Below are 25121 nucleotides of genomic sequence, written 5' to 3'. Positions count from 1 at the left end.
ACAAAATGATAAATCGAAAGTGTTCGCGCTGTAAAGAAATTACAGGTGCATTGCATGGTGGTAAAAAAATTAAGGAAGAATTTTTATGTGAAGACTGTTTGCAAAAAGGAATTGCGAGTGGAGAAATCGAATTATCACAAGTGGAGCAAGAACAAACTTCGTATCTTTCTATAAAGATATTAAAAATAATAAGTGTGATTTATTTAATAGGATCTATTTTAATGGCTTTTTCAACTGGTCCATTTATACATAATCTTAGGTTTGATGAAATTTCTATTTCGGGATCGGAAGTAGGTTTAATAAGTATTGTGATGTTAGGTTCTATATTTCAGTCAGTTCTTGTATTTTGCGGGATATGGGTATTTATCCTTTTAGTAGAAACAGTCATTAAAATTTATGAAAAAATGAAGTGAGTGAGAGGGAGAAACGTATGCGAGTAAGAAACATCCAAGGGGAAGATTATATAAAGATTCATTCTGTTTTAAATGATTGGTGGGGCGGGAGAGACATGGCTGCCATGTTGCCAAAATTGTTTTTCGTTCACTTTCAAGAAACGAGTTTTATCATTGAAGAAGATGGCGAAACGTTAGGTTTCTTATGCGGATTCTTTTCGCAAACGCATAAAGAGGAAGCGTACGTTCATTTTATCGGGGTAAATCCGAAGTATAGAAGAAGAGGAATTGCATCGACATTGTATTCGTATTTCTTTGATGTCGCACGTGCAAATAATCGTAAAGTTGTAAAAGCAATTACGTCACCAGTTAATAAAAAATCGATACAGTTTCATCAAGAAATCGGTTTTCGAATTGAGGCTGGGGATGATGAGGTAGAGGGTGTATCGGTACATACAAATTATGATGGGAACGGCGGTAGTAGAGTTTTATTTTTGAAACAGGTGTAAAAGTAGGCTAGCGAAAAGTTAGCCTTTTTGTTGTGAGGAGATAACAAGTATGGAGAATAAACAAAGTAGAAATGAGTATGTAAGATGCATACATACAGTTCAAGATTATATAGAATCCAACATAGATAGTTCACTATCCATTGAAGAGCTAGCCAATGTAGCAGGATTTTCAAAGTTTCATTTTCATAGAATTTTTAAAGGAATAGTAGACGAGCCGTTATCTCGGTATGTGAATCGCTTGAAGTTAGAAAGGGCAACAAACCTTCTTACATACCGTTCGGATATGACGATTACTGACATCGCTTACCATTTTGGTTTCACAGATTCGGCAGTTTTCTCCCGTACATTTAAAAATTATTACGGAGTAAGTCCGTCTCAATATCGAAACCATAATAGCAAGAATTGCAAAGACGTAAGAAGAACTTCTCAATACAATGAATGTAAGAAGGTTCGAGGAAATGTTGAAATTGTAACAGCGGACGATATAAACGTTGCATACATAAGACATATCGGTACATATAGGGAGTTAACTATAGCTTTTCCAAAAATGATAGAGAAATTATTTCATTACGCAGCTAAGCAAAACTATCATGTATTTGAGGATACGAAAGTATTAACCATTTACCACGATCATCATGAATTTACAGAGGACTATCAGTTAAGGACTAGTTTATGTATAACAATTCCGGATGAATCCGCAGTAGAAACGAACAACATTGGAATAATGGTAATACCTTCTGGAAAGTATGCGGTAAGTCATTTTGAAATACAACAAGATGAATATAAAGGAGCATGGGATTTTTTATACGGTGAATGGCTACCAAATAGCGGATATAAACCGAGAGATGCGTATCCTTTTGAAATGTATAAAAATGACCCAAGGCAGCACCCAGAAAATAAACATATAGTTGATATATATGTACCTATCGAACCTTTTTAATTATAGGTTAAAGGGGAAGGAATAATGAAAACTGCTGAAAAGTTAGATCAGATTATACAAGAAGAATATAAAAACATGAATGGTATGTTAGTAGTGCAGAAAGGTAATGTTATTTTTGAAAACTATTATAACGGGCATGGTCCAGATGATGCATTTCATGTAGCGTCAGTCACAAAAACGATAATCTCGGCCCTAATTGGGATATGTATAGATAAAGGCTATATAAAAAGCGTTGATCAAAAAGTAATAGAGTTTTTTCCTGAATATAAACGTAAGGAATCTGAAATAACAGTGCGACACTTACTTACAATGACAGCTCCATATCCTTTTGTAGACTGGCAGGAACCGTTAGAAGAATTATGTACACAACCAGACTGGGTACAGTATACACTTCATAGAATGGGGAACGGCGGAGAGATTGGAACTTTTAAATATTCATCTGCAGGAGCGCATGTACTATCAGCAATTATCACGAGTGCAACAGGAAAAAGTGCGCGTGAATTTGCGAATGAACAGCTATTTCAGCCACTCGACATGAGAGAAATTCCAAACTACAATATGAAAGCGTTTGGATTTGATGACTTATTCGGAAAAGATGTAAAAGGATGGGTTCATGATCCAAATGGTATTTCGACAGGCGGCTGGGGACTAACGTTAACAGTTAAAGATATGGCTAAGTTTGGACAGATGTATTTGAATGAAGGTATTCATAATGGAAAACAAATTTTATCAAAATCATGGATAAAAGAATCGACAACAATGAACCAAAATCAATATGGTTACTTATGGTGGTTACGAGAAGAGGATGGAATCTTTTCATACTGTGCTATGGGTGACGGTGGGAATATGATTTGTTGTATTCCGAAGCAGGATTTGGTTGTAGTAATTGCTTCTGAAGTTATACCAAATGCACGGGATAGATGGGAATTAATTGTGAAATGTATTCTTCCTTGTATACGGTCAAATAAATAATTTTAGTAAAAAGATGGTGTGAATTGGAGTTTCATACCATCTTTTTGTTTTATGACGAAAAGTTCAGGGGAATGTAAGAGAAATATTAAGGAATGTAAATATTAGGTTTTATAGGTATGAGGTTATTTTTTTTATGTATAATGAGGACAAGGCCTAAAAATACTTAAATATTTAAGTGAATATTTTAAAAAGGGAGATTAAGGATATATGAAAAGCTTACTTCAAAAAACTTTAGCTGTTACAGGACTAACTGCTTCTTTATTAGGTATGGTTTCTTCCGTTTCATTTGCTTCGATTAGTTGGGATAATAGTGCAAGGTGGTCAGGAGCCGGTTCGAAAGCTACGGCAACTGCCTACACTGCAAAATCAAATGAACCTCTTATGTACAAAATGACTGTAACAGCTAAATTTAGTGATGGCTCTTTTAGAAAAGAAGAAGTGGATAATGCACGAATTACAGATCGTATAGATCTTGAAATTTCATCTAAAGGGAAAGTGCATGGTGGTTATTCGACTCATGAATGGTCAGTCGTAGAGGATGATAGTGCATTCGCCTATAAGGAAATGGCAATTAAATAAAAATCAACAAAGACCGTGAAAAAGGATATATACTTTTTTCACGGTTTTTAAAATAAGGAGGATATATGAATCTAGTATTAAAAGAAATAGTGGTGAACAAAGCGATATTCATTATGTTATTTATTGCGTTTGTATTGACAATATGGCCGATACTTATCGCAATGTCGACGAAAGATTATTATGATGAGAGATTTTATGATAGTAAAAATGGTTATTTTAATTATTACTATTCCGTTCAACTTACTAATATGGGGGAATTCAATTTCAAACAATTTCAGACGTTAGTAGAATCTGATTTTAAAAATGCTAGTGTTATTACAAATGATATTCGTATTACTATTCCAGATATCGGGCGAATAACAATGAATGGTCTCCTTAATAAAAATTGGTCTCCACCATTGCTAAAAGGTTCTCAGATGGAACAACATGAAGAAAATAGTGTAATAGTGGGGAGGAAAATTTATAAAAATACGGAAACAATAAAACTATTTAATAAGGAATATACAGTTAAAGGCGTAGCAGGAGTAAATACAGAATATGAGTATGATATGAAAATTTATGTCTCTTTACATGACATGCCAGATGAAGTGAAACAAAAGATACAAAATGAAAAGACATTCCACATGATCGTTCGTTCTAACGAAAACCCTAAAGAAGAGATAGAAACTTTCATACAGCATGTAAAGCAGAACAATAAAGATATAAATGCCAAAGTGTTTAGTGAAAAAGAGAACTATGAGAAGGAAAAAAACTCTAGTGAAGCCGTAGAAGAGTTACTCAGTTTTCCATATAGAATTTTTTGTATAGCTATAATTACTAGTATAATAGTCAGTTATTATTGGATTTATACAAAGAAAAAGAGTTTTTCGTTAAGGAAGGCTTTGGGAGCAAGTAATGTAAATCTTTTTATTTTTATATTTAGTCAATTGTTTTTATGTGCAATTGCTGCATCAGTTTGTGCAATATGCATACAATGGATTTTTAGCACTTTGAGTGAAAATATTTTAGAGTTTACAAGTTATAGCATTAGTTTACAGTCTACTCATATTGTAATGTGTATATTTCTTTCACTTACTATAGCTTTTATCCTCTCTGTAATACCAATTGTATATGTGCTTAAAAGTGAACCTGCTAAAGCATTAAAGGAGTAAAAATGATGAAAATAAAAAGTGCGTTCCTAGCATTAAAAAAGAGACTTCTATTTTCGGTACTTCTTCTAATACAGATTACATTTGGATTAGCAACTATAACGAGTTCAATTAATGTATTTTATAACTTACACCACCTAAACGATAAATCCAGCTCAGTATTAAATGTTGATAAAACATATTTAATTAATTTTGAAACGACGGCAGATAGGTCACAAAGCAATAAATTTAATAAAGAACAAATTCAAGAAGTTTATAAAACGATTCAACAAAATAAAGATGTGATTTCGTATGGTACATACGAGCAGAGAGTTATTGAAATAGAGTCAAGTAATAGACCACTTCAAACCAGTATGATTAATGATTTGAAACATAAAACGTATCACGATGACAGACCTACTATTAAAACAATTTTTGTAGATGAAAATTACTACAAATTGTTACATTTACCTTTGAAATTTGAAGAAGGCTTCTTACATGAAGATTTTCAAAAAAATAGTGAAGAGAAAACAAAGGTTTTAATGGGTTCTTACTTTAAGAAATATTTTCAAGTTGGGGATACAATTAATAATCAATATACAATTACAGGATTTTTGCCAGAAAATAAATTTATCGTAAATAATAATACGACGAACACATATTTGAAGTTGGATTACGCAATGATAATGCCTATGTCATCTAATAGATATGAAAAATATGAAGCGATGTTTTTAAGACTACATCAAAGTACAGTTTTATATTTACAAAAAGGTGCAGATATAAAGAAATTAGAAGAATCAATTCAACTTAAAGGAAACGATGGTACGTTTTATTTAAAAAGTTTAGGTGAAGAAATAAATGAAGGGGTTACTCTTGATAGCTATTCTGAAATACCTCAACTTATAGTCGGAATCTTATTTATTTTATTCTCAATCGTCGGAATTGTAGTAACGACTATTATTTCTATTTTGATGAGAAAGCGGGAATTTGGTATAAAAATAGCTTTTGGCGAAAGTAAATTTGGAATGTTTATTCAAATTGTTTTAGAAAATATTATTGTAGCAATAGTTGGCTTAGGGATGTCACTAGTATACTTTTCATGGAGATATGGGGCTCTATTGCAAATGTCAAAGGATATAAAAACAGTAACGGTATTAGACTTTAAATTGGATATGCCTATATTATTGTTAGTATTCCTATTCTTATTATTGATCATCGTTGTCTCGAATGTAATTGTCTTTTTATTTATTAGAAAGCTCGAACCGAAAACATTAATAGGAGGGATGGAATAATGAGTTTGATTGTGCTAAAAGATATTAAAAAGGTGTATAGTAACAAGAACCATAATACGTTCGCGTTAAACGGTATAAATTTAACGATAAATAAGGGCGAAATGATAGCGGTAATGGGGCGATCAGGCTCAGGGAAGAGTACATTACTAAATGTTATCGGGTTAATTGATATGCCAAATGAGGGTGAATATACGTTAAATGAAAAAACATTAACTGAAATTAGAGCAAATAAAGTTCATAAAACAAGAAATGAAATGATCGGATTTATTTTTCAATATTTTGCATTGTTAAAAGAACATACTGTACTGGATAATGTAGTGCTACCACTCACATATAGAAAGCTAAAGCAACGGGAAAGAGAAAATAAGGCGAAGTTCTATTTAGAAAAAGTAGGATTAAAAGAACATATGCATAAAACACCCGACGAGCTATCAGGTGGACAACAGCAGCGTGTCGCAATTGCAAGAGCGTTAGTGGGCGAACCAGAATTAATATTGGCAGATGAACCGACTGGAAATTTAGATAGAAAAACAGGAGAAGAAATTATGAATCTACTGTTACAACTGAATGAAGAAGGACGAACAATTATTATTGTAACGCATGATATGGAAGTAGCGAATAAGTGTAATAGAATCATTGAGTTAGTTGATGGGGAAGTTGTGCGGAGTTAAATGATAGTAATAAGGGGATATATACTGTTCTTATTATAACAAAGCAGGGTTAATAATCATGGTAGAACGTCGGTTACTCCTTCTTTAGGCATGTTTATGAAGTGGAAAGGTAACAAATTAAACATAGTATGAAGAAAAAACGCCTTGTTAAATTGAAGTGAACTTCTAAAACTGGACACCTATCAAAACACCTAAACCATCTATTCCCTAAAGAATTTAGGGAATAGATGGTTGGATTTTTCTAGAATTCGCACACTAGTGTAGTAATGAATGTATTCTAGCACAATCTTTCGCACAGTTATGTTGGATACTTTTGTTATTTCTTGTGAGTAGAAGCTTCAATTTTTAAATGACTTTCCACTTTATTTCTTCTGGGTAATGAACTCCTGTCTTCAAACGAAAAAAACCTCCGTTGAATTTGCATACTTAGTATACGAATTCAACGGAGGTTTTTTTCATGTACCACTATTCAGGTTCACTTCATAACTACAGAAGGCTTTTTAAAACAAGGTATATTATTGGGATATTAATGATCAGTAAGTTGCTCATCTGAATGTACAGGGGGAAATAAAACAGGATTAGGAAAAATCTTAGTGTATGAAAATCAACAGTCAATTTTAAAAATAGCGTAACTTAGATTTTATGTCATTTTGTTAGAAGGAATGTAAAGGATATGTAAAAATGTTAATTTTAGTAATGTTCTCACTTCTCTGCTATTTTATCTTATATAATGAGGTCACGGCCTGAAAATACTTAAATATTTAAGTGAATATTTTAAACAAGGGGGATTAGTGATATATGAAAAGCTTAATTAAAAAGACATTGGCTACTCTAGGTATAACAGCTTGTGTAGTAGGTACGATTTCTCCAGTTTCATTTGCCACAATTAACTGGGATTCAAGTGCAGCATGGGTGGGTTCTGGAGCTAAAGCTTCTGCATCTGCTTATACAGCAAAAACAAATGAACCTCATTATTACAAGATGACTGTAAGTGCTCGTTTTAATGATGGATCCTCTGGTTTTAGACAATTGCCTAATGCTTCAAGCTCTGATCGTGTAAGTGTCAATTTTACATCAAATGGGGCGGTAAGCAGCGGTAATTCATCCCATGAATGGATAATGGTCGGCGATAGTGCGTACACATCAAAGGCTATGACAATTAAGTAAGAACTATATAAATAATAATAAAAACCGTGAAAAAATTTTATACCTTTTCACGGTTTTTAAAATTCGGAGGATATATGAATCTAATATTAAAAGAAATAGCGGTGAACAAGAAACTATTCAGTATGTTATTTATTGGATTTGTATTGACGATATTACCAATACTTATAGCTATATCAACTCGAGATTATTATGATGAGAAATTTTATGATAGTAAAAATGGTTATTTCAATTATTACTACTCCATTGAGCTAACCGGTATGGGAGAATTGAATTTTAAAGAATTTCAAAAATTAACAGAATCTAAATTTAAAAATGCTAGCGTTATTACAAATGATATTCGCACTACTATTCCCAATATCGGTCAAGTGACTATCATTGGTCTTATTAATATGAATTGGTCTCCACCGCTGCTAAAAGGTTCTCCCATGAAACAAGGTGAAGAAAATAATGTAATTATAGGAAAGAAAATTTATAAAGATTCTGCAACAATAAAATTATTTAATAAGGAATATACAGTTAAAGGTGTGGGTGGAGCAAATACTGGAGATGAATATAATTATAAAATTTACGTCTCGCTAAATGATATGCCAGATGAGGTGAAACGAAGTATACAGAATGAAAATACATTTCAAATGATAGTTAGGTCTAACGGGGATCCTAAAAAGGAGATAGACAGTTTCATTCAGCATGTTAAGCAGAAGAAAAAAGATACAAATATCAAAGTGATAAATGAAAAAGAGAATTATGAGAAAGAAAAAAACTCAAGTCAAGCAGTGGAAGAATTGCTAAGTTTTCCATATAGACTCCTTTTCATAGCTTTAATTAATTGCATAATTGTAAGTTATTTTTGGATTTACACGAAGAAAAAAAGTCTATCACTCAGGAAAGCCTTGGGAGCAAGTAGCTTGAATCTTTTTATATTTATATTTAGTCAACTATTCATATGTGCAATCACAGCAGCAGCCTGTGCAATAGGTATACAATGGATTTTAAGCATTTTGAGTACAAGGATTTTAGAATATACAAGTTATAGCATTAGTTTCGGTTTTTTCCATATTGTAATGAGTATATTTAGCGCTTTTTCTATATCTTTCATTACCGCTTTCATACCATTCATCTATGTGTTAAAAAGTGAACCTGCTAAAACTTTGAAGGAGTCAAAAATATGATGAGAATAAAAAGCGCTGTAATAGCTTTAAAAAAGAGATTTTTATTTTCACTGCTGCTCCTCATACAATTTACATTTGGATTATCAACTATAACGAGTTCTATTAATGTATTTTCGAATTTATACTATCTCAATGACAATTCCAGTTCGGTATTAGATTTGAACAACACATACTTAATTTCTTTCGATATGACTACAGATAGGTTAAGAAGTGATCAATTCAATAAAGAGCAAATTCAACAGATTTATAATAAAATTCAACAAAATAAAGATGTGATTTCATTTGGAACATACGAAGAGCGAATAATAGAATTAGAATCGAGTAATAGATTACTTAAAAATAGTATGCTTGCTGATTTGAAAAATAAAACTTTTCATGATGAAAGACCTACTATTAATTCGATCCTAGTAGATGAAAACTATTATAGGTTACTTGATTTTTCTTTCAAAAATGGTAAAGGGTTTTCACGCCAAGATTTTCAAAAAAAAGGTGAAGAGAAAATGAATGTGTTAGCTGGTTCTTACTTTAAAGAATATTTTCAAGTAGGGGATACAATTAATAATCGATATACAATTATCGGTTTTTTACCAGAAAATAAATTCATTGTAAATAATAATTCAACAAATACATATTTAAAGCTGGATAAAGCGATGATACTGCCTATGTCATCTGAAATGTATGGAGAATATGAATCAATGTTTTTAAGGTTGCATCAAAGTACCGTATTAACTTTACGAAAAGGTGCAGATGTAAAGGAATTACAAGAAACAATTCAACTTAAAGGAAACAGCGTTACGTTACATTTGAAAAAATTGGGAGAAGAAATAAGTAAAGATATTATGGTTAATAGCTACTCTGAAATCCCGCAGCTTATAGTAGGAATACTATTTATTCTATTTTCAATAGCAGGAATTGTTGTAACCACTATCGTCTCTATTATGATGAGGAAAAGGGAATTCGGAATAAAAATGGTTCTTGGAGAAAGTAAGATTGGAGTTTTCATTCAAATTGTTTTAGAAAATACTATAGTAGGAATAGCTGGTTTCGGAATGGCACTATCGTACTTTTCATTGAGATATGGAGCTCTTCTCCAAACAGCAAAAGATCTAAACGTGGCGTCTGTATTAGATTTTAAATTAAATCTACCTATATTATTGTTAGTATTCCTATTCTTATTATTGATCATCGTTGTCTCGAATGTAATTGTCTTCTTATTTATTAGAAAGCTCGAACCGAAAACATTAATAGGAGGAATGGAATAATGAGTTTGATTGTGCTAAAAGATATTAAAAAGGTGTATAGTAACAAGAACCATAATACGTTCGCGTTAAACGGTATAAATTTAACGATAAATAAGGGCGAAATGATAGCGGTAATGGGGCGATCAGGCTCAGGGAAGAGTACATTACTAAATGTTATCGGGTTAATTGATATGCCAAATGAGGGTGAATATACGTTAAATGAAAAAACATTAACTGAAATTAGAGCAAATAAAGTTCATAAAACAAGAAATGAAATGATCGGATTTATTTTTCAATATTTTGCATTGTTAAAAGAACATACTGTACTGGATAATGTAGTGCTACCACTCACATATAGAAAGCTAAAGCAACGGGAAAGAGAAAATAAGGCGAAGTTCTATTTAGAAAAAGTAGGATTAAAAGAACATATGCATAAAACACCCGACGAGCTATCAGGTGGACAACAGCAGCGTGTCGCAATTGCAAGAGCGTTAGTAGGTGAACCAGAATTAATATTGGCAGATGAACCGACTGGAAATTTAGATAGAAAAACAGGAGAAGAAATTATGAATCTACTGTTACAACTGAATGAAGAAGGACGAACAATTATTATTGTAACGCATGATATGGAAGTAGCGAATAAGTGTAATAGAATTATTGAGTTAGTTGATGGGGAAGTTGTGCGGAGTTAGTAATTTAACAATTATATCTAATTTAAGAATCCGTATTGATTAATTTTTCAAGACGGATTCTTTTTATTTGTAGGATTAAAATAAAAAATCCCCCCGTAACTTTTTATGATAGAAAATCGTTTAACAAAAGAAAAGATTTTTAATGATGAATGGAGGAGAACCATGAAAATTCTAATACTAGGTGGTACACGATTTTTAGGCAGAGCATTTGTAGAAGAGGCTTTGAACAGAGGGCATGAAGTTACATTATTTAACCGCGGAACAAACAAAGAACTCTTTCCTGAAGTGGAGCAGTTAATCGGTGACAGAAATGGTGGTGTATCAAGCTTAGAAAATCGAAAATGGGATGTTGTCGTGGATACGTGTGGGTTTTCTCCACATCACATTCGGAATATTGGAGATGTCTTAAAAGATAATATAAAACATTATATATTCATCTCTAGCCTTTCCGTATATAAAGATTGGATTCCGCATGACATAAAAGAAGACTATATATTACAACCTGAACCAACGAAAGAGCAAATAAAGGCTGTAGAGAATGGTGAAGTATCTCCTTATGAGTATTACGGTGCGCTGAAAGTATTATGTGAAAAAGAAGCAGAGGAGTATTGGCCTCGGCGTGTTTTACACGTAAGAGCAGGACTTCTTTCAGGAATGTTCGATTATACAGATCGACTTCCATACTGGATTCAGCGTGTAGCAAAAGGAGGTAAGGTGTTAGTTCCAGGAAGAAAAGACCGTCCAGTGCAGATAGTTGATATAAAAGACGTCGCAAATTGGGGACTAAACATGGCAGAAAACAAAAATGCAGGTATATTCAATGTAACAGGTCCAAATTATGATTTGACGATGGAAGAACTATTAAATACGTGTAAAAAGGTTACGCATAGTGATGCTGAATTCGTTTGGGTAGACGAATCGTTTATGAGTGAACATAATGTGCAGCCGTGGACAGAAATGCCTTTATGGATTCCGGAAACTTTTCCATTAGATGGTGAGACGAAGCCGTGGAAAGGCGGGTTTTCTATTAGTGTCGAGAATGCTGTGAAAGAAGGGCTTACTTTTAGAAGAATAGAAGAGACAGTTACAGACGTGTATGAGTGGATGAAGAGCACAGACGAATGGGAATTAAAAGCAGGTATTTCAGGCGAAAGGGAGAAGGAATTGTTAGAAAGATGGTATTAATAAATTTAGCGGAAAAATAACAATTTAAACCTAGTATTAAGAAAAAACGCCTTGTTACTAAAGAAACAAGGTGTTTTTCGTATGTGAATTTATAATTCAATTGGTTCTTCCTCGTACATTTCCCGCAGCTTAGAAAACATATTTTTCAGTCCTTCTTCGTCATCCTCATCCTAGTCTAACTTGATATCAACTTCCTCAAATTTTTCTTCTATTTTAAACTCTTTCTTTTTCACACTATCAGTTGTGCCAATTTTTCTGTAAAACACAACGAAGTCTTTATCGTGTATTAGCTAGTAGCAAGACCGCCGCCTCAAAATCCGGCTAATACAAGGAAGGCCTGTATAAATAAGTTGTATTAATTACATTATTAGATTGTGTTTGTAACTATATTTTGGAAAATTTCTGTTGATTTGAAATGTACGATAGTATATTTTGTATATAAAGTATATATACAATATTTTTAAAAAGAGGTATTTGCATGCAAATCACTATTACGAACACTTCAAAGGAACCTATTTATGAACAAATTAGTGCCCAAATAAAAAAGCTTATTTTACTAGGTGATTTAAAACAAGGAGATGCTCTTCCTTCAATGCGTCAGTTAGCAAAAGATTTACGAGTAAGTATTATTACAACGAAAAGAGCATATGAAGAACTGGAAAAAGACGGTTTTATTAATTCAATTGTCGGAAGAGGGTCCTTTGTAGCAGAACAAAACATTGAAACTATGAAAGAAGAAAAATTAAAAACAGTTGAAGAAAAGTTATGTGAAGCGATTCAAAATGCTAAGCAAATGGATGTTTCTTTAAATGAGCTAAAAGAAATGCTTACAATTTTATACGAGGAGGAAAACTCTTGGAAAACGTAATAGAACTTCAAAATGTCAGTAAATCTTTTAAAGGGTTTCAAATAAACAATTTTTCGATGGAAGTAAAAAAAGGATTTGTTACGGGTTTTATTGGAGGAAATGGATCAGGTAAATCTACAACAATTAAAATGATTATGAATCTAATAAACCCGGATAGTGGAAACGTCTCCTTATTTGGCATGAACTATTCGACTGATGCGAAACGAATTAAAGAAAGAATTGGCTTCGTTTATGACGATAATGTGTTTTATGATGAACTCACATTAAAGGAAATTACTAAAATTATTGCACCTGCTTATAAAAAATGGGATTTTAACCAATTTACATATTATAAAGAGCTGTTCGAATTACCATTAAACAAAAAAATGAAAACATTCTCCAAAGGAATGAAAATGAAAGCCTCTCTCGCAATTGCCCTTTCACATCATGCTGAACTAATTATTATGGATGAACCTACATCTGGACTTGATCCTGTATTCAGAAGAGAATTATTGGATGTTCTACAAAATATTATGCAGGATGGAGAGAAAACTATCTTTTTCTCATCACATATTACAACGGATTTAGACCGCATTGCCGATTATATTACATTTATTCAAAATGGGAAGCATATTTTCACAAAAGATATTTATGCCATTGCAGAGGATTATGTTTTAGTCAAAGGACCACTAGATTTGTTAAAGTTTGATACTGAGCGTGAATTTATTTCTGTACGTAAGGCAAATACAGGTTTCGAGGGATTGATTGAAAATGCACATTCTATCGAAAATTTATTTGATAAGGATGTGGTGATTGAAAAACCGAGTTTAGAGGATATTATGTATTTCATGAAAAAGGGGGATTCAAGATGCTTAATTTAATTAAAAAGGATTTGATTTTACAAAAAACTTTCTTGCCTGCTTATCTCTTATTTCTAGTTACCTATTTGTGGGCCGGCATGGATGTAGCATATGTCATAATCATTTGTAGTGCCGTTTTTGTAATTAACACATATCAATCTGATGATAAAGATAATGCTAATATTTTAGTAAACTCATTACCGTATACTAGGAAGGAAATTATAAGTTCAAAATACGTTGGAACTTTACTTTTTACAATAGTAATCATCCCATTTTGTTTAGTTGGAAAATATTTCATTTTAGACAGCATGGAATTTCAACTTTCCATAGAAAGTTACATACTAGGCTTCTTGGCAGTCATGCTGATAACAGCATTTTACATCCCATTTTTTGTTGCATTTAAAGTGAAAACACTTGTACCAGTTTTTATATTTTTATCTATTGGAGTTATATATTTAATGAAAAATACTCCATATTTATTAAATAAATATGCTAATGGCGTACTGACCTTTTTAAAAGAGATTTCAGATTTGAAATTATTTCTTTTATTTGCTGTCATAGCAGTGGGGTGCTATGGGGTTTCATGGATATTATCTATTCGTATCTATCAGAACAAGGCTCTTTAATAGCAAGTTCTAAAAGGAGGATGGTTTAAATGAAATTAAAAAAAGAGCGTCCTAGTCGAATACGAAATTGGCTGAAAACTATTGGAGCATTTTTCGTTATGCAACTAATTTTTATCATCCTTGACATGAATTCGTGGATACCGAACTTCAAGGAAGGAGGAGTTGGGGATCGTCTCGTTAATTCAGAGTTCTTTACGGAATGGTTCGCTCCTTATAAAACAAAGCAATTTAATGTACTAACGGCAGTTATGGCTATTTTATTATTCCTAAATGTAGTAACAAGTGCAATAAAAGACGCTTTTTCTAGAAAAAGAATTAATTAGCACATAAGTTGACCTTGCGTCTTTTTAATAATGTCTTAACTATATTTAAAAACAACAGGAAAAAGATAAAAACTCCACTTATTGATGTTTCACTTTATCTTTTACAATGATTTCTTGAAAAATATTTGATTTTTCAGTGTTGTATATTGATAGAGATGCATTCGTCCCCCATACTGCTTCCAAAGTGGGCGCAGTAATTGTGACATATGTATTTATACTTGTGATGACAAATGATGTGTATAATTTTCGGAAAGTTCTAAAATTATTGAACGAACTAGAAAAATTTAGTAATCTTATTTGTACAACACATACATAATAGGTTTATAGCGATTTTTAAATAAAGCATAGGGGGCGTTACGGATGGATCTTACATTTAAAGTAGAGGAAACATGTTTTAATTACCGCGTCGGAGCAATTTGTAAACATAATAATAAAATACTCATTCTGCAAGGTGACGGTGAAGATTTTTGGTATGTGCCGGGCGGAAGAGTGAAAATGCTAGAAAATAGTGAAGACGCGTTAAAACGAGAACTTGCAGAAGAACTAGGCGTTCCTATTAAAGGGAAGAGATTAATATGGTCAGTAGAAAATTTCTTTACACTTTCTGAGCGAAAGTTTCATGAAATTAGTTTCTATTATGAAGTAGAGCTACATGAGTTACCTGCAAATGGAGTAGATCAATATGTTTTGGAAGAAGAGGATAGAACATATTTGTTTAAGTGGGTGCCAGTAGAAGAGTTAGAGGCATATAATTTACAGCCCGCGTTTATAAAAGAGAAAGTAAAGGATATAGCAGTACATACAGAACATATCGTATTACAAGATTAAACGTATTCGGAGGGGAAAATGGTGAAGGGGACTAAAAAAGAGGTACATATAAATGACAAAGTAATTTATTATACACATATCGAAAAAAGTTCCAGTACCGTTTGCTTTATGTTTTCAGGTTCAGGATACAATTATGATAAGCCGTTATTTTATTACGCGACGATGCTTATGCTTGAACATAAAATAGATGTTGTACATATTCATTATTCTTATGATGGACAATTAATGAATAAACCAATGGAAGAAGTAACGAAAGTAATGATGGATGATATTAATCCTGTAATAAATGAAGTATTAAAAGATGAGCAATACAACGAGACTATGTTTTTAGGGAAGTCACTCGGAACGATTCCGATTGCAAATAATGTAATGAAGAGAGAAGAGTTTTTACAGTCAAAAATGATAGTACTTACACCTTTACTAACTTTTGAATCTATTTTTGATTCTATTTTACATAGTAGTCACGAAGGGCTTTTAGTTATTGGGGATAAAGATCATCAATATAATGCAGATCAAGTTAAGCAGTTATATAAAACGAATTTAACGATCGATGTTATCAAAAATGCAAATCATTCTGTAAATGTGGGGGAATATGAAACAGGGAATTCAATTGAAGCGATAGCAAATATAATAGAAAAGCTTCAAGAAGTTGTTAGGAAAAAATAACTTATCAATACATGCAAAAAGAGGTGCAATTTGCACCTCTTTTACTTTAATAAGCCTTCAACACATGAAGCAAATAATCTTTCCGGTTCAGCGGATTATAATCAACACGTTTTCGAGTAGGGAAGGGAGCCGAAATTTTTGTGAAACCAGCTGGCTTCGTTGTAAATATTCCTTCTCCTTCAGTGAATGAATGAAGCATTCGCTTAAAATTCTCTGTTTTCGTAACAGGTAATGAGCCTGTTAATTGATAAGAATCATTATTGAATATAGGCTCTGCAAAAGTTGCTGGAATGGCAGCGAGCTTATACATTGTGGTACTAATTGCCTGCTCCGGTACAGTTAATTCAAACGCATTTACTGGTTCATATACATATGTTTCAGCTTTCTTTAAAGCATCCATTAAAACGAGTGGCGTTACGTTTCTAAAGTCACTCGCTGTTGTAACAGGACTAGCATAACCTGTATGCGTTAACGTGACAGAAATATCCGTAACTTCCCAACCGTATAAACCTTGTTTTAACGTTTGGAATACAGTATCTTCAATCGCTTTATGAAATGCTAAAGGTAGTGAGCCAAGTTCAACGCCTAATGTATATGTTATGCCAGAATTAAGTTCACCACGTTCGACTTTGAATCCAACTGTTGCGTAAAATGGATTCGCTTTTTCACCCATTACTTCAACGGAATTCCCAATGCCAATTGGTTTTTCAATACATACAACTCGCGTGCTTGAAAAAGTAACCTGCAAATTATATTTCTCAAAAAGAGTCGTTTCAATTACTTCTTTTTGTACTTCACCGAACAGGCGAATATATAGTTCATTATGAACATCATCTTTCCACACTTTAATGAGTGGATCTTCTTCACATAGTTCCATAAGTGCAGCGTATAAATCATGAATTCGTTCTTTAGGTACTGCATCGATGGCAGCTTCCATTTGTGGTTCGGCAAAGTGAATATCTTTTATATAATCAGTCCGTGCACCGATAATATCACCAATTTTAATATCACTTAGTCCCCACACTTTGCAAAATTCTCCGCTAGGAACGGTAGAAGTTTGAACAGCATCTCCATTATGAAACATGCACATTTTTTTAATCTTTTCCTTATGTGGTAGAGACTGATCACGCTGTATATCAACATGTTTTCTAACGTGTAAGCTACCAGAAAAAACTCTTACGTAAGCAATTTTTTCTCCAGAAGATTCACGTTCAATTTTAAAAACAACACCGGACAATTCTTCGTCTTGAGACAGATTATTAGCTGGAAGTAAGGTTGAAATATTTTCAAGTAGTTCAGATACTCCTATACCCGTCATTGCGGAACCGAAGAAAATCGGATACACATTTGCTTGCGCTATTTGTTTAATGAGTTCTTCTCTTAACATTGTGTCCGTTACGATTTCGTTATTTACATATGACTCAAGTAACGATTCATTATATGGTGCTAATCGTTCTATACAATCGTCATATGATTTATATTCAATAATACGAGCTTCCTTTGTTCCTTCGTTTTGGACAGAATAGAAGGGGAATGCTTCATTTGAAAGAATCGTTTTTATATGCTTTACAACTTTTTCAGTATTTGCACCACTACGATCAATTTTATTAACAAATAAAATAGTCGGTATGTTGAGTTTCTGTAATGTCCGCATTAAAATCTTCGTTTGTGCTTGCACACCCTCAACGGCAGAAATAACTAAAATCACACCGTCCAAAACGCGAAATGATCGCTCCACTTCAGCGATAAAATCAGCGTGTCCAGGTGTATCAATGACATTTACTTTTATATCATCAATAAAGAAAGACACGACAGATGCTTTAATCGTAATGCCGCGTTGTCTTTCTAATTCCATTGAGTCAGTTTGCGTGTTTCCACTATCAACTCGGCCAACTTCTTTAATCATATTCGTTTCATAAAGAATACGCTCAGTCAAACTCGTCTTGCCAGCGTCTACGTGCGCGACAATCCCTATATTTATTGTTGTCATATATAAATATCCTCATTTCATTTTCCATTTTCATTTCCTCATTTCTATTTGTGTATTGCCGCATTACAATCACTCTCCAGTCATTTAAAGTATTACTATTATAATGTGATTTACATTTTTTGTAACGTGACAAAGCGCCTTAATTTGGAAAAAATAAAAATGAAAACAAAAAGCTTGCATTCTAAATCGATATAGATTATATTAATTGACATATCAACTATTGATACATCAAACGTTTTTTGTTTTGATTGTAAAGGAGGGGTAATTTGACAAGTTCATGCTCAAAAGAAGCGATTATTTTATATAAATTACACTTTCTAAACAAGGAAGTAAGTTCGAAGTTTGAAGGGTGTACGGGTATGAGCCAATCTCGTTTAGAGCTTATACTTCAGTTATATGAAGTAGGTGAAATTAGTCAAAAAGCACTTCAGCAAGAAGTGAATATTGATAATGCGGCGATTACGAGGCATTTAAAGCAGCTTGAGGCTAATGAAATGATTGTAAGACGTAAAAATCCAGATGATAACAGAATTACGTTAGTTTCTCTAACTGAAGAGGGACGAAATAAAATTCAAGCGTTTCAAGAGGAAAAAGAACGTTTTGCAGCATCGGCATTTAAAGGATTAAGTGAAGAAGAACGCGATAATCTTTTAAATATGTTAAATCACATTCAAGAAAATATAAAAGAATTATAAAAAAGGGAGAATACAACTATGACTAACTCAGTAAAAACAAATGATTTTAACGAAATTTTAACAGGACGTCGTTCCATTCGTAAGTACGACTCATCAGTGAAAATTAGCAAAGAAGAAATGACAGAAATTCTTACAGAAGCAACACTTGCGCCATCTTCAGTAAACATGCAACCATGGAGATTCGTAGTGATTGAAAGTGACGAAGCGAAAGCAACACTTGCACCACTTGCGAAATTCAATCAATCTCAAGTAGAAACATCTTCAGCAATGATCGCTTTATTTGGTGATTTAAACAACTTTGATAACGCAGAAGAAATTTACGGTACAGCAGTAGAGCGCGGTTTCATGCCAGCAGAAGTAAAAGAAGACCAAATGAAAAAACTTTCAGCTTACTTCTCAATGGTTACACCAGAAGTAATGAAAGATACTGTACTTATTGACGGCGGTCTTGTAGCAATGCAATTTATGCTAGCAGCTCGTGCTCACGGCTATGATACTTGTCCAATTGGTGGTTTTGAAAAAGACCAAATTGCTGAAGCGTTCGGATTAGATAAAGAACGTTACGTACCAGTTATGTTAATTTCAATCGGAAAAGCAGCTGACAGTGGTTACCAATCAGTACGTCTTCCAATTGAAAAAGTTGCAGAGTGGAAATAATTTTATAAAAGAACTTCAATAAGTGAAAGATGAGAGGGGAAACACCATGATTATTATTCACGCAATATTTCAAGTAGATCCAGCGAAACAACAATCATTTTTAGAAGAGATTCGTCCGCTGATTCATAGTTCAAGAGAAGAAAGTGGAAATATTTCTTATGACTTGTATAAGGACATAGAAAAAGAAAATGTGTATACAATGGTTGAAGTGTGGAAAGATGAAGCAGCAGTTGCGAGTCATAATACGAGTGAACACTTCACATCTTTCGTTAGCAAAGTAAAACAGTTTTTAACTGCTCCTCTTGATATAACAGCTTATAATGGAGAGTTAGTAAAATAATGAGAAAGATGACTTTAGCTTATAGTGCTAAGGTCATCTTTTTTATTTTGACAGGAATATATTTACTTTTACCGTAATGTGTTATAATTTGGAAAATAATAATTCTTAATTTTCAGAATAAAAGAAAATGGGGGGGATAAATAGATGAACACATTAAAGAAAATCACTAATAATATTTCGAAAGTTATTATAGGAAAAGATGAATCCATAGAACTTGCAGCCATTGCTCTAATAGCAAAAGGACATATTTTATTAGAAGATGTACCGGGGACAGGAAAAACAACACTAGCGAAAAGTTTGGCTAAAAGCGTGGACGCAAAATTTCAAAGAATACAATTTACAGCGGATACTTTGCCCGGAGATGTTATTGGTCTCGAATATTTTAATGTGAAGGAATCGGAATTTAAAACGAGGTTAGGTCCTATTTTTGCAAATATAGTAGTAGTGGATGAAATTAATCGTGCTGTACCGAGAACACAATCTTCGTTATTAGAAGTGATGGAAGAACGTACTGTTACAATTGCGAAACAGACACATTTATTACCAGAACCTTTTTTAGTAATTGCAACGCAAAATCCTCTTGAATCGGCCGGTACATTTCCTTTACCTGATGCTCAGTTAGACCGGTTTTTACTCACAATACGCCAAGGTTATCCTACGAGAGAAGCTGAAAAGGAAATGATGAATCGGTTTCAAACGAATGATCCGTTAGAAACATTACACTCTATTATTTCAAGTGAAGAAATTATTACGATGCAAAAACGTGCAAGAGAAGTGCTAGTAGGGAATGATGTGCAAGATTATCTTCTTGAAATTATTGAAGCAACTCGTAAGCATGAGCTAATTGAAATTGGTGTAAGCCCGCGGGGAACGTTGGCATTTATGAGAGCGATTCAAGCACGGGCAATATTAAATGAAAGAGATTACTGTACGCCAGATGATATAAAACAACTTGCTGCTTCCATATGTGCTCATCGTTTAACGTTAACGATTGAGGGAGAGATGAAAACGACGAAAGAACAAATTATGAAAGAAATTCTTCATACGATTAATGTGCCAGTGGAGAATGTACGATGAATCAACAACTTGTGTATACACCTTTAGCGGAGCCTTTCGTAATAGGAGTTATGTCAGTTGTAGCCGTTATTTTAAGTGTATTTTCAAGTAATTTACTCATATTATCTCTCGTATTTTTATATGTAATTTTAATAGGTGCTATGCATGTTTATATACGTAAAGTATCTCGTGTTGAATGGGAATACAGTCAAGGAAATTCGAATGTTTTTATAGGTGAAACGAACAGATGCAAAATAAAAATTTCAAACAAATCAATTTTTCCTATTTTTAATGTTGTATTTCGATTTAAATGTGAAAATAAGCTAACTTGGAATCATGATGAAATAAACAAAAATCATAGTACAGGTTCAAATTATTATATGAATTTTAATTTAAAAGGAAGGGAGTCAGTTTTATTTGATTTGCGAGTTGTAGCGTTAAAAAGAGGCATCGCGAGATGGGAAGAAGTTGAAATTGTCATTACAGATCCCTTTGGATTTATGACGAACCATATCACATATAAACAAGTTGATGCGCCCTCTTATTTAGTCTTACCAGCTGTTCCGAAAATGCAAGTTCCTGAATTACAAGAATGGTCACGAGGATTTCGAAAAGCGATGTCATCACCCTTATATGATGAAACGAAAGTAATGGGAGTGAAGTCGTATGAAAATGAAGATTTTCGTTCTATCCACTGGAGTGCGACAGCGAAAACAGGGGCGATAACTGCGAAAAAGTATGAGCGAACGCAATCAGATAAATATGCGATTTATCTCAACTTGCAAAATAAAAGTGGTGTTTCTTTGCGAAATGATACAGAGGAACTAATCGAATTAACGGCGGGTATATGTAAACAATTGCTCATGCAAAACTGTTCATTTGAAGTATGGATCAATAGTATAAAAGATAACGGTTTGCTACATATAAAAAATGGGGATAATCGGAAACACTTGCAAAATGTATTAAGGGTACTTGCCTCGATATCAGACCAAGATACGCCTGTATCTTCTTCTTATTTTTACACAGCAGGCTTTCGTCGAAAGGAACTGGATGCGGTTCCTTTAATTATTGGTACTTCACCAAAGAAATACAGTAGAACGAATAAATGGATTGTAATGAAAGAATAAGAAGGGGCTTATGTCATGGCGAATAAAAAGCGACATATGAAAGTGAAGTTATGGGGTGTAAGAACTTTAATCATACTTTTCTTTGCGATTAGTGCGATAACGTTATCACAAGGTGTTGTGTATGTACAAGACATAGTAAAAGGGCTTTTTTCTAGTAAGACGGAGATAATATTAGAAAGAAATTATGATTTTACTAGTGTAGACGCACAGTTTGATGAATCTGAAAGAATTATAGATGAAGAAACAGGAGTTGTAGATACAAGAACGAAAATAGATAGGGAAATTCCACTTTTTGTACGAAAAAATTCATGGACTGATGTGTTTTCTGTTCTTTCAAATTCATGGATTAGTGTCATTTTTTATGTAATTATTGCAGTGGTCATTTTATATGCTGTTTATAAATTAATGAGGAAAAAGGTAACGAAATCAGAAATAGAACAGGATAAACAATCGATAACAAAAGAAAATACGGATAGAACCGAAAAGAACAAGAAAGTGATGCATCAGTTTGAACAGCCGTTACCGACAAATACGATAAGGAAAACATTAGTTGAATGGGAAAGAACTTTACCATTTCACGAACAGAGAAGGTCCTATGAAACGATGCAACAATGGTTAAGCAGAATTTGTAGAACGAGGGATATTATTCCGATATATGAGTCTGTCCGATATGGAGAAAAGACGTATACAGAGTTAGATGTGGAAAAGACTGTGCAATGGATAGAGCGAGACGGGAAGGTTTGAAGTTAATATAAGTAAATAAAATTAACTGTAAATTAATTTTATTTACTTATATTTAATTACGTGGTAATGTATACTTACTTTTTTATATCGCTACCAATGGAAAAAGGTTACTTTAGTAGAGTATTGCTCGTTACATTTTTTGTGAGGCTATCTTCATTTCATCAATATAGAATGAAAAACAGATGAAATAATTACGAGTAGCATATAAATAAAAAATTATTATTTATGTTTAAATTTTTGTAAGGGTGTGAAAATAGAATGAAATCGGTATTGAAAAACATACTCCTTTCCTTTATTTTTTCTGCAGCAGGGATGTGTTGGTTTCTGTTTATATTAGTTAGAGGAGGCGGAGACTGGTTATTGTCTTGGGTAGGTGTATTAATGGCATTTTTATCTTTATACGTGTTAATAGATTTATATTGTAAGTATACATACGATAAAAAATTAAGTAAATTGTTTATTAAAGCAACAGTTACTACTTTTAGTTTTGCAGTATTGGGAATCACCTTTGGTATTGTACACGAGCTATTGCAGCCATGGAGTCTCAGTCTAATGGTTTGGTATTGGTTGTTAGTATTACTTTTATTTGTAATGACGATAATATTATTAGTGATTTTAGTATTTGTTAATCGTAAAAATCACCATATTCCTAGGAGATATAGAATACTTATACTGCTAAATTTATTTCTTACGTTAGGACCAGTATTATGGCCACTATTACTTTCTATTATCGGAAATGGTATGAACGCTAGTGCAGGATGGTAAAGGTGAATATAGATTAGTTGTTTAAATAAAAGAGAACGTGTTTACATAAAAAATGAAAACACGTTCTTTTTTATTCATTTTAATACGAACACAATGAAACATCTTAAAATAATTAAGATAAGGTGAAATAAAAACGGGGGAGGTTAAGGGACTTTCCTTATTTTTTATGTCCTTTTTATTTTCATACATAATTCTTTCTTAGCAGATCGTATCAAACTTTAAACGTAAGTATTTTGTAAGGAATGGATAAGAAAAAAGAGAGTTTTATCATATAGGATAAAAGTATATTTCGAATCAAAATGATATGAATAGGGGAGAGAGAATCTTATGAAAAAACGTAATCCAATGAAGTTAGCAAGTTTGGCAGTTTTATTAGCGGGTACCACTGTATTCACACCAGGTTTTACTGTAAAAGCAGAGTCTACTCAAAATATTTCTAATTCGTCAGAAGCACATGATCAAAAGAATCGGAATGGTTGGAAAAGGGTCATGCAGGAAACAATTCAAATTGGAGCGCCAGGGGTATTAGCTAAGACGTCTAATAAAGGGAAAATTAGTAGTTATACTGCTGGCGTAGCAGATTTAAGCACAAAGAAACCGGTGAAATCAGATTATCGCTTTCGAATTGGTAGTGTGACGAAAACTTTTACCGCCACGACGGTTCTTCAATTAGTTGGAGAAAATCGCGTACAACTTGACGATTCAATTGAGAAGTGGTTACCGGGTCTCGTTCAAGGAAATGGGTATGATGGCAATCAAATTACGATACGCCAACTTTTGAATCATACAAGTGGTATCGCTGAATACTTAAAGTCAAAAGATGCTGACATAATGAATTCGAAAAAAACGTATACAGCTGAAGAAATAGTGAAAATAGGTCTTTCTCTACCTCCAGATTTCTCGCCGGGTAAAGACTGGTTGTATTCAAACACAGGATACGTAATACTAGGAATGCTTATTGAAAAAATAACTGGTAATAGTTATGCGGAAGAAATTGAAAAGCGAATTATTGAACCTCTGGACTTGCCAAATACGTTTTTACCAGGAAATTCACCCGTCATCCCAGGAAAGAATCATGCTCGTGGATATGTGAAAATGGACGAAACAGGCGAGTTGAAAGACATTACGTATTATAATCCGAGTTTAGCTAATGCAGCTGGAGATATGATTTCTAATGCGGATGATTTAAACAAGTTCTTTTCATCTTTACTCGGTGGTAAGTTACTGAAGGAACGCGAGTTAAAAGAAATGCTTACTACAGTTCCTATAGAAGGAAAAGGGGTTGGTGATGGATATGGCCTTGGAATCTATGAGACGAAACTTCCAAATGGTGTCTCAGTTTGGGGGCACGGAGGATCAATTCCTGGGTTTATGACTTTTGCTGGTGGAGTAATTGGAGGCAAGCATACATTTGCTGTCAATGCTAATTCTTTAGGTCCGGTTGAAATCCTTACACAGTTTAATAAAATGATGCAAGTTGAATTTAATAAATAGATGAAGAAAAAGCGAATAGGTTTCTGCGATAGTTTTAAATAAAAGAGATGCTTTTTAAATTTCACAAATAAGGACAGTATTAACATTCATGATATGGTATTAAGTATATGTAGAACATAAATATGATACAAGGGTATTTCAAATTGCAATTCAATCTTATAGTTTAG

Annotated in this window: 28 protein-coding genes and 2 pseudogenes; 27 read left to right on the top strand and 3 right to left on the bottom strand. The window is 33.1% G+C overall.

Annotation, left to right across the window (positions count from 1 at the left end):
• Window positions 1–5: 5 nt before the first annotated feature.
• The 8 genes from NLJ82_RS14340 to NLJ82_RS14305 all read left to right on the top strand — a co-directional run bounded on the left by NLJ82_RS14340 (window position 6) and on the right by NLJ82_RS14305 (window position 6482).
• Window positions 6–413: a DUF3980 domain-containing protein gene (locus NLJ82_RS14340; RefSeq protein WP_000610475.1), complete on the top strand. Its 408-nt coding sequence runs from the start codon at window positions 6–8 to the stop codon at window positions 411–413.
• Between the two features lie 17 nt (window positions 414–430).
• Window positions 431–901 carry a GNAT family N-acetyltransferase gene (locus NLJ82_RS14335; RefSeq protein ID WP_001266035.1) on the top strand — a complete coding sequence of 157 codons (471 nt, stop codon included), beginning with the start codon at window positions 431–433 and terminating at the stop codon, window positions 899–901.
• Between the two features lie 49 nt (window positions 902–950).
• Window positions 951–1841 (top strand): AraC family transcriptional regulator, encoded by an 891-nt coding sequence (locus NLJ82_RS14330; protein ID WP_000428662.1) that lies wholly within the window; start codon window positions 951–953, stop codon window positions 1839–1841.
• Between the two features lie 24 nt (window positions 1842–1865).
• Window positions 1866–2813 carry a serine hydrolase domain-containing protein gene (locus NLJ82_RS14325; protein WP_000844674.1) on the top strand — a complete coding sequence of 316 codons (948 nt, stop codon included), beginning with the start codon at window positions 1866–1868 and terminating at the stop codon, window positions 2811–2813.
• A gap of 207 nt (window positions 2814–3020) precedes the next feature.
• The gene (locus NLJ82_RS14320) at window positions 3021–3392 is read left to right on the top strand and encodes a hypothetical protein (RefSeq protein ID WP_000838697.1); all 372 of its coding nucleotides are present in this window, start codon (window positions 3021–3023) and stop codon (window positions 3390–3392) included.
• A 65-nt stretch (window positions 3393–3457) separates the two neighbouring features.
• Window positions 3458–4543: an FtsX-like permease family protein gene (locus NLJ82_RS14315; RefSeq protein WP_001055045.1), complete on the top strand. Its 1086-nt coding sequence runs from the start codon at window positions 3458–3460 to the stop codon at window positions 4541–4543.
• Window positions 4544–4545: 2 nt separating this feature from the next.
• The gene (locus NLJ82_RS14310) at window positions 4546–5811 is read left to right on the top strand and encodes an ABC transporter permease (protein WP_041185179.1); all 1266 of its coding nucleotides are present in this window, start codon (window positions 4546–4548) and stop codon (window positions 5809–5811) included.
• Window positions 5811–6482 carry an ABC transporter ATP-binding protein gene (locus tag NLJ82_RS14305; protein WP_000053193.1) on the top strand — a complete coding sequence of 224 codons (672 nt, stop codon included), beginning with the start codon at window positions 5811–5813 and terminating at the stop codon, window positions 6480–6482. The genes NLJ82_RS14310 and NLJ82_RS14305 overlap by 1 nt, the downstream gene beginning before the upstream one ends.
• A 200-nt stretch (window positions 6483–6682) precedes the next feature.
• Here the strand turns inward: NLJ82_RS14305 and NLJ82_RS14300 are convergent.
• Window positions 6683–6820, bottom strand: a pseudogene (locus NLJ82_RS14300) (IS3-like element ISBt2 family transposase); the annotation flags it as partial.
• A 460-nt stretch (window positions 6821–7280) separates the two neighbouring features.
• Here NLJ82_RS14300 and NLJ82_RS14295 point away from each other — a divergent pair.
• From NLJ82_RS14295 to NLJ82_RS14275, 5 genes are all read left to right on the top strand, one after another.
• The gene (locus NLJ82_RS14295; RefSeq protein ID WP_000838457.1) at window positions 7281–7649 is read left to right on the top strand and encodes a hypothetical protein; all 369 of its coding nucleotides are present in this window, start codon (window positions 7281–7283) and stop codon (window positions 7647–7649) included.
• Window positions 7650–7723: 74 nt separating this feature from the next.
• Complete coding sequence (locus tag NLJ82_RS14290) at window positions 7724–8818, top strand: FtsX-like permease family protein (protein ID WP_001048977.1); 1095 nt, start codon at window positions 7724–7726, stop codon at window positions 8816–8818.
• Window positions 8815–10080, top strand: coding sequence for an ABC transporter permease (locus NLJ82_RS14285; protein ID WP_000984542.1), 1266 nt, complete (start codon window positions 8815–8817; stop codon window positions 10078–10080). Before NLJ82_RS14290 ends, NLJ82_RS14285 begins: the two co-directional genes overlap by 4 nt.
• Window positions 10080–10751, top strand: coding sequence for an ABC transporter ATP-binding protein (locus tag NLJ82_RS14280; protein ID WP_000053193.1), 672 nt, complete (start codon window positions 10080–10082; stop codon window positions 10749–10751). Before NLJ82_RS14285 ends, NLJ82_RS14280 begins: the two co-directional genes overlap by 1 nt.
• Before the next feature lie 162 nt (window positions 10752–10913).
• Entirely contained in the window at window positions 10914–11936 is a 1023-nt protein-coding gene (locus tag NLJ82_RS14275; RefSeq protein ID WP_000697719.1) for an SDR family oxidoreductase, read from the top strand.
• Window positions 11937–12025: 89 nt separating this feature from the next.
• Here the strand turns inward: NLJ82_RS14275 and NLJ82_RS28905 are convergent.
• Window positions 12026–12112, bottom strand: a pseudogene (locus NLJ82_RS28905) (DUF4240 domain-containing protein); the annotation flags it as partial.
• Between the two features lie 302 nt (window positions 12113–12414).
• On the opposite strand from NLJ82_RS28905, the gene NLJ82_RS14270 reads away from it, so the two are divergent.
• The 6 genes from NLJ82_RS14270 (at window position 12415) to NLJ82_RS14245 (ending at window position 16086) form a co-directional block, all read left to right on the top strand.
• The gene (locus tag NLJ82_RS14270) at window positions 12415–12804 is read left to right on the top strand and encodes a GntR family transcriptional regulator (protein WP_001167463.1); all 390 of its coding nucleotides are present in this window, start codon (window positions 12415–12417) and stop codon (window positions 12802–12804) included.
• The gene (locus NLJ82_RS14265; RefSeq protein ID WP_000432461.1) at window positions 12792–13664 is read left to right on the top strand and encodes an ABC transporter ATP-binding protein; all 873 of its coding nucleotides are present in this window, start codon (window positions 12792–12794) and stop codon (window positions 13662–13664) included. The genes NLJ82_RS14270 and NLJ82_RS14265 overlap by 13 nt, the downstream gene beginning before the upstream one ends.
• On the top strand, window positions 13652–14269 hold the full coding sequence (locus tag NLJ82_RS14260) for an ABC-2 transporter permease (protein WP_000933347.1): 618 nt from the start codon (window positions 13652–13654) through the stop codon (window positions 14267–14269). Before NLJ82_RS14265 ends, NLJ82_RS14260 begins: the two co-directional genes overlap by 13 nt.
• Window positions 14270–14298: 29 nt before the next feature.
• Complete coding sequence (locus NLJ82_RS14255) at window positions 14299–14592, top strand: YfzA family protein (protein ID WP_000768433.1); 294 nt, start codon at window positions 14299–14301, stop codon at window positions 14590–14592.
• Window positions 14593–14952: 360 nt separating this feature from the next.
• Window positions 14953–15420, top strand: coding sequence for an NUDIX hydrolase (locus NLJ82_RS14250; RefSeq protein ID WP_000366239.1), 468 nt, complete (start codon window positions 14953–14955; stop codon window positions 15418–15420).
• 18 nt (window positions 15421–15438) lie between these two features.
• The gene (locus NLJ82_RS14245) at window positions 15439–16086 is read left to right on the top strand and encodes a hypothetical protein (protein WP_000238502.1); all 648 of its coding nucleotides are present in this window, start codon (window positions 15439–15441) and stop codon (window positions 16084–16086) included.
• Between the two features lie 46 nt (window positions 16087–16132).
• Here NLJ82_RS14245 and NLJ82_RS14240 read toward each other — a convergent pair whose 3' ends face one another.
• A complete protein-coding gene (locus tag NLJ82_RS14240) occupies window positions 16133–18076 on the bottom strand; it encodes an elongation factor G (RefSeq protein ID WP_000207774.1) in 1944 nt (647 codons plus the stop codon).
• A gap of 266 nt (window positions 18077–18342) precedes the next feature.
• On the opposite strand from NLJ82_RS14240, the gene NLJ82_RS14235 reads away from it, so the two are divergent.
• From NLJ82_RS14235 to NLJ82_RS14200, 8 genes are all read left to right on the top strand, one after another.
• Window positions 18343–18771: a MarR family winged helix-turn-helix transcriptional regulator gene (locus NLJ82_RS14235; protein ID WP_000204172.1), complete on the top strand. Its 429-nt coding sequence runs from the start codon at window positions 18343–18345 to the stop codon at window positions 18769–18771.
• A gap of 18 nt (window positions 18772–18789) precedes the next feature.
• Window positions 18790–19428, top strand: coding sequence for a nitroreductase family protein (locus NLJ82_RS14230; protein WP_000185399.1), 639 nt, complete (start codon window positions 18790–18792; stop codon window positions 19426–19428).
• 46 nt (window positions 19429–19474) lie between these two features.
• Window positions 19475–19768 (top strand): putative quinol monooxygenase, encoded by a 294-nt coding sequence (locus NLJ82_RS14225; RefSeq protein WP_000583825.1) that lies wholly within the window; start codon window positions 19475–19477, stop codon window positions 19766–19768.
• Window positions 19769–19912: 144 nt separating this feature from the next.
• Window positions 19913–20845, top strand: coding sequence for an AAA family ATPase (locus NLJ82_RS14220; protein ID WP_001094248.1), 933 nt, complete (start codon window positions 19913–19915; stop codon window positions 20843–20845).
• Window positions 20842–21951, top strand: coding sequence for a DUF58 domain-containing protein (locus NLJ82_RS14215; RefSeq protein ID WP_001075919.1), 1110 nt, complete (start codon window positions 20842–20844; stop codon window positions 21949–21951). Before NLJ82_RS14220 ends, NLJ82_RS14215 begins: the two co-directional genes overlap by 4 nt.
• A gap of 15 nt (window positions 21952–21966) precedes the next feature.
• Window positions 21967–22695, top strand: coding sequence for a hypothetical protein (locus tag NLJ82_RS14210; RefSeq protein ID WP_001284543.1), 729 nt, complete (start codon window positions 21967–21969; stop codon window positions 22693–22695).
• A 258-nt stretch (window positions 22696–22953) separates the two neighbouring features.
• Window positions 22954–23460, top strand: coding sequence for a DUF3902 family protein (locus NLJ82_RS14205; protein WP_000843808.1), 507 nt, complete (start codon window positions 22954–22956; stop codon window positions 23458–23460).
• A 327-nt stretch (window positions 23461–23787) separates the two neighbouring features.
• A complete protein-coding gene (locus tag NLJ82_RS14200; protein ID WP_000747140.1) occupies window positions 23788–24954 on the top strand; it encodes a serine hydrolase domain-containing protein in 1167 nt (388 codons plus the stop codon).
• Window positions 24955–25121 lie beyond the last annotated feature (167 nt).

Origin of the sequence: Bacillus paranthracis (assembly GCF_024296885.1) — a bacterium.
GTDB classification, from domain to species: Bacteria; Bacillota; Bacilli; order Bacillales; family Bacillaceae_G; genus Bacillus_A; species Bacillus_A paranthracis.
The sequence above is the reverse complement of the archived record's forward strand: the minus strand, read 5'-3'. Positions and strand labels throughout refer to the sequence as shown.

What these genes read in the sequence shown, in the direction of transcription:
- NLJ82_RS14280 (WP_000053193.1), top strand. Translation starts at nt 10,080, where the DNA reads ATGAGTTTGATTGTGCTAAAAGATATTAAAAAGGTGTATAGTAACAAG.
- NLJ82_RS14230 (WP_000185399.1), top strand. Translation starts at nt 18,790, where the DNA reads ATGACTAACTCAGTAAAAACAAATGATTTTAACGAAATTTTAACAGGA.
- NLJ82_RS14305 (WP_000053193.1), top strand. Translation starts at nt 5,811, where the DNA reads ATGAGTTTGATTGTGCTAAAAGATATTAAAAAGGTGTATAGTAACAAG.
- NLJ82_RS14315 (WP_001055045.1), top strand. Translation starts at nt 3,458, where the DNA reads ATGAATCTAGTATTAAAAGAAATAGTGGTGAACAAAGCGATATTCATT.
- NLJ82_RS14200 (WP_000747140.1), top strand. Translation starts at nt 23,788, where the DNA reads ATGAAAAAACGTAATCCAATGAAGTTAGCAAGTTTGGCAGTTTTATTA.
- NLJ82_RS14220 (WP_001094248.1), top strand. Translation starts at nt 19,913, where the DNA reads ATGAACACATTAAAGAAAATCACTAATAATATTTCGAAAGTTATTATA.
- NLJ82_RS14335 (WP_001266035.1), top strand. Translation starts at nt 431, where the DNA reads ATGCGAGTAAGAAACATCCAAGGGGAAGATTATATAAAGATTCATTCT.
- NLJ82_RS14215 (WP_001075919.1), top strand. Translation starts at nt 20,842, where the DNA reads ATGAATCAACAACTTGTGTATACACCTTTAGCGGAGCCTTTCGTAATA.
- NLJ82_RS14245 (WP_000238502.1), top strand. Translation starts at nt 15,439, where the DNA reads ATGGTGAAGGGGACTAAAAAAGAGGTACATATAAATGACAAAGTAATT.
- NLJ82_RS14290 (WP_001048977.1), top strand. Translation starts at nt 7,724, where the DNA reads ATGAATCTAATATTAAAAGAAATAGCGGTGAACAAGAAACTATTCAGT.
- NLJ82_RS14330 (WP_000428662.1), top strand. Translation starts at nt 951, where the DNA reads ATGGAGAATAAACAAAGTAGAAATGAGTATGTAAGATGCATACATACA.
- NLJ82_RS14255 (WP_000768433.1), top strand. Translation starts at nt 14,299, where the DNA reads ATGAAATTAAAAAAAGAGCGTCCTAGTCGAATACGAAATTGGCTGAAA.
- NLJ82_RS14320 (WP_000838697.1), top strand. Translation starts at nt 3,021, where the DNA reads ATGAAAAGCTTACTTCAAAAAACTTTAGCTGTTACAGGACTAACTGCT.
- NLJ82_RS14210 (WP_001284543.1), top strand. Translation starts at nt 21,967, where the DNA reads ATGGCGAATAAAAAGCGACATATGAAAGTGAAGTTATGGGGTGTAAGA.
- NLJ82_RS14270 (WP_001167463.1), top strand. Translation starts at nt 12,415, where the DNA reads ATGCAAATCACTATTACGAACACTTCAAAGGAACCTATTTATGAACAA.
- NLJ82_RS14205 (WP_000843808.1), top strand. Translation starts at nt 22,954, where the DNA reads ATGAAATCGGTATTGAAAAACATACTCCTTTCCTTTATTTTTTCTGCA.
- NLJ82_RS14310 (WP_041185179.1), top strand. Translation starts at nt 4,546, where the DNA reads ATGATGAAAATAAAAAGTGCGTTCCTAGCATTAAAAAAGAGACTTCTA.
- NLJ82_RS14275 (WP_000697719.1), top strand. Translation starts at nt 10,914, where the DNA reads ATGAAAATTCTAATACTAGGTGGTACACGATTTTTAGGCAGAGCATTT.
- NLJ82_RS14285 (WP_000984542.1), top strand. Translation starts at nt 8,815, where the DNA reads ATGATGAGAATAAAAAGCGCTGTAATAGCTTTAAAAAAGAGATTTTTA.
- NLJ82_RS14260 (WP_000933347.1), top strand. Translation starts at nt 13,652, where the DNA reads ATGCTTAATTTAATTAAAAAGGATTTGATTTTACAAAAAACTTTCTTG.
- NLJ82_RS14240 (WP_000207774.1), bottom strand. Translation starts at nt 18,076, where the DNA reads ATGACAACAATAAATATAGGGATTGTCGCGCACGTAGACGCTGGCAAG.
- NLJ82_RS14295 (WP_000838457.1), top strand. Translation starts at nt 7,281, where the DNA reads ATGAAAAGCTTAATTAAAAAGACATTGGCTACTCTAGGTATAACAGCT.
- NLJ82_RS14340 (WP_000610475.1), top strand. Translation starts at nt 6, where the DNA reads ATGATAAATCGAAAGTGTTCGCGCTGTAAAGAAATTACAGGTGCATTG.
- NLJ82_RS14325 (WP_000844674.1), top strand. Translation starts at nt 1,866, where the DNA reads ATGAAAACTGCTGAAAAGTTAGATCAGATTATACAAGAAGAATATAAA.
- NLJ82_RS14225 (WP_000583825.1), top strand. Translation starts at nt 19,475, where the DNA reads ATGATTATTATTCACGCAATATTTCAAGTAGATCCAGCGAAACAACAA.
- NLJ82_RS14250 (WP_000366239.1), top strand. Translation starts at nt 14,953, where the DNA reads ATGGATCTTACATTTAAAGTAGAGGAAACATGTTTTAATTACCGCGTC.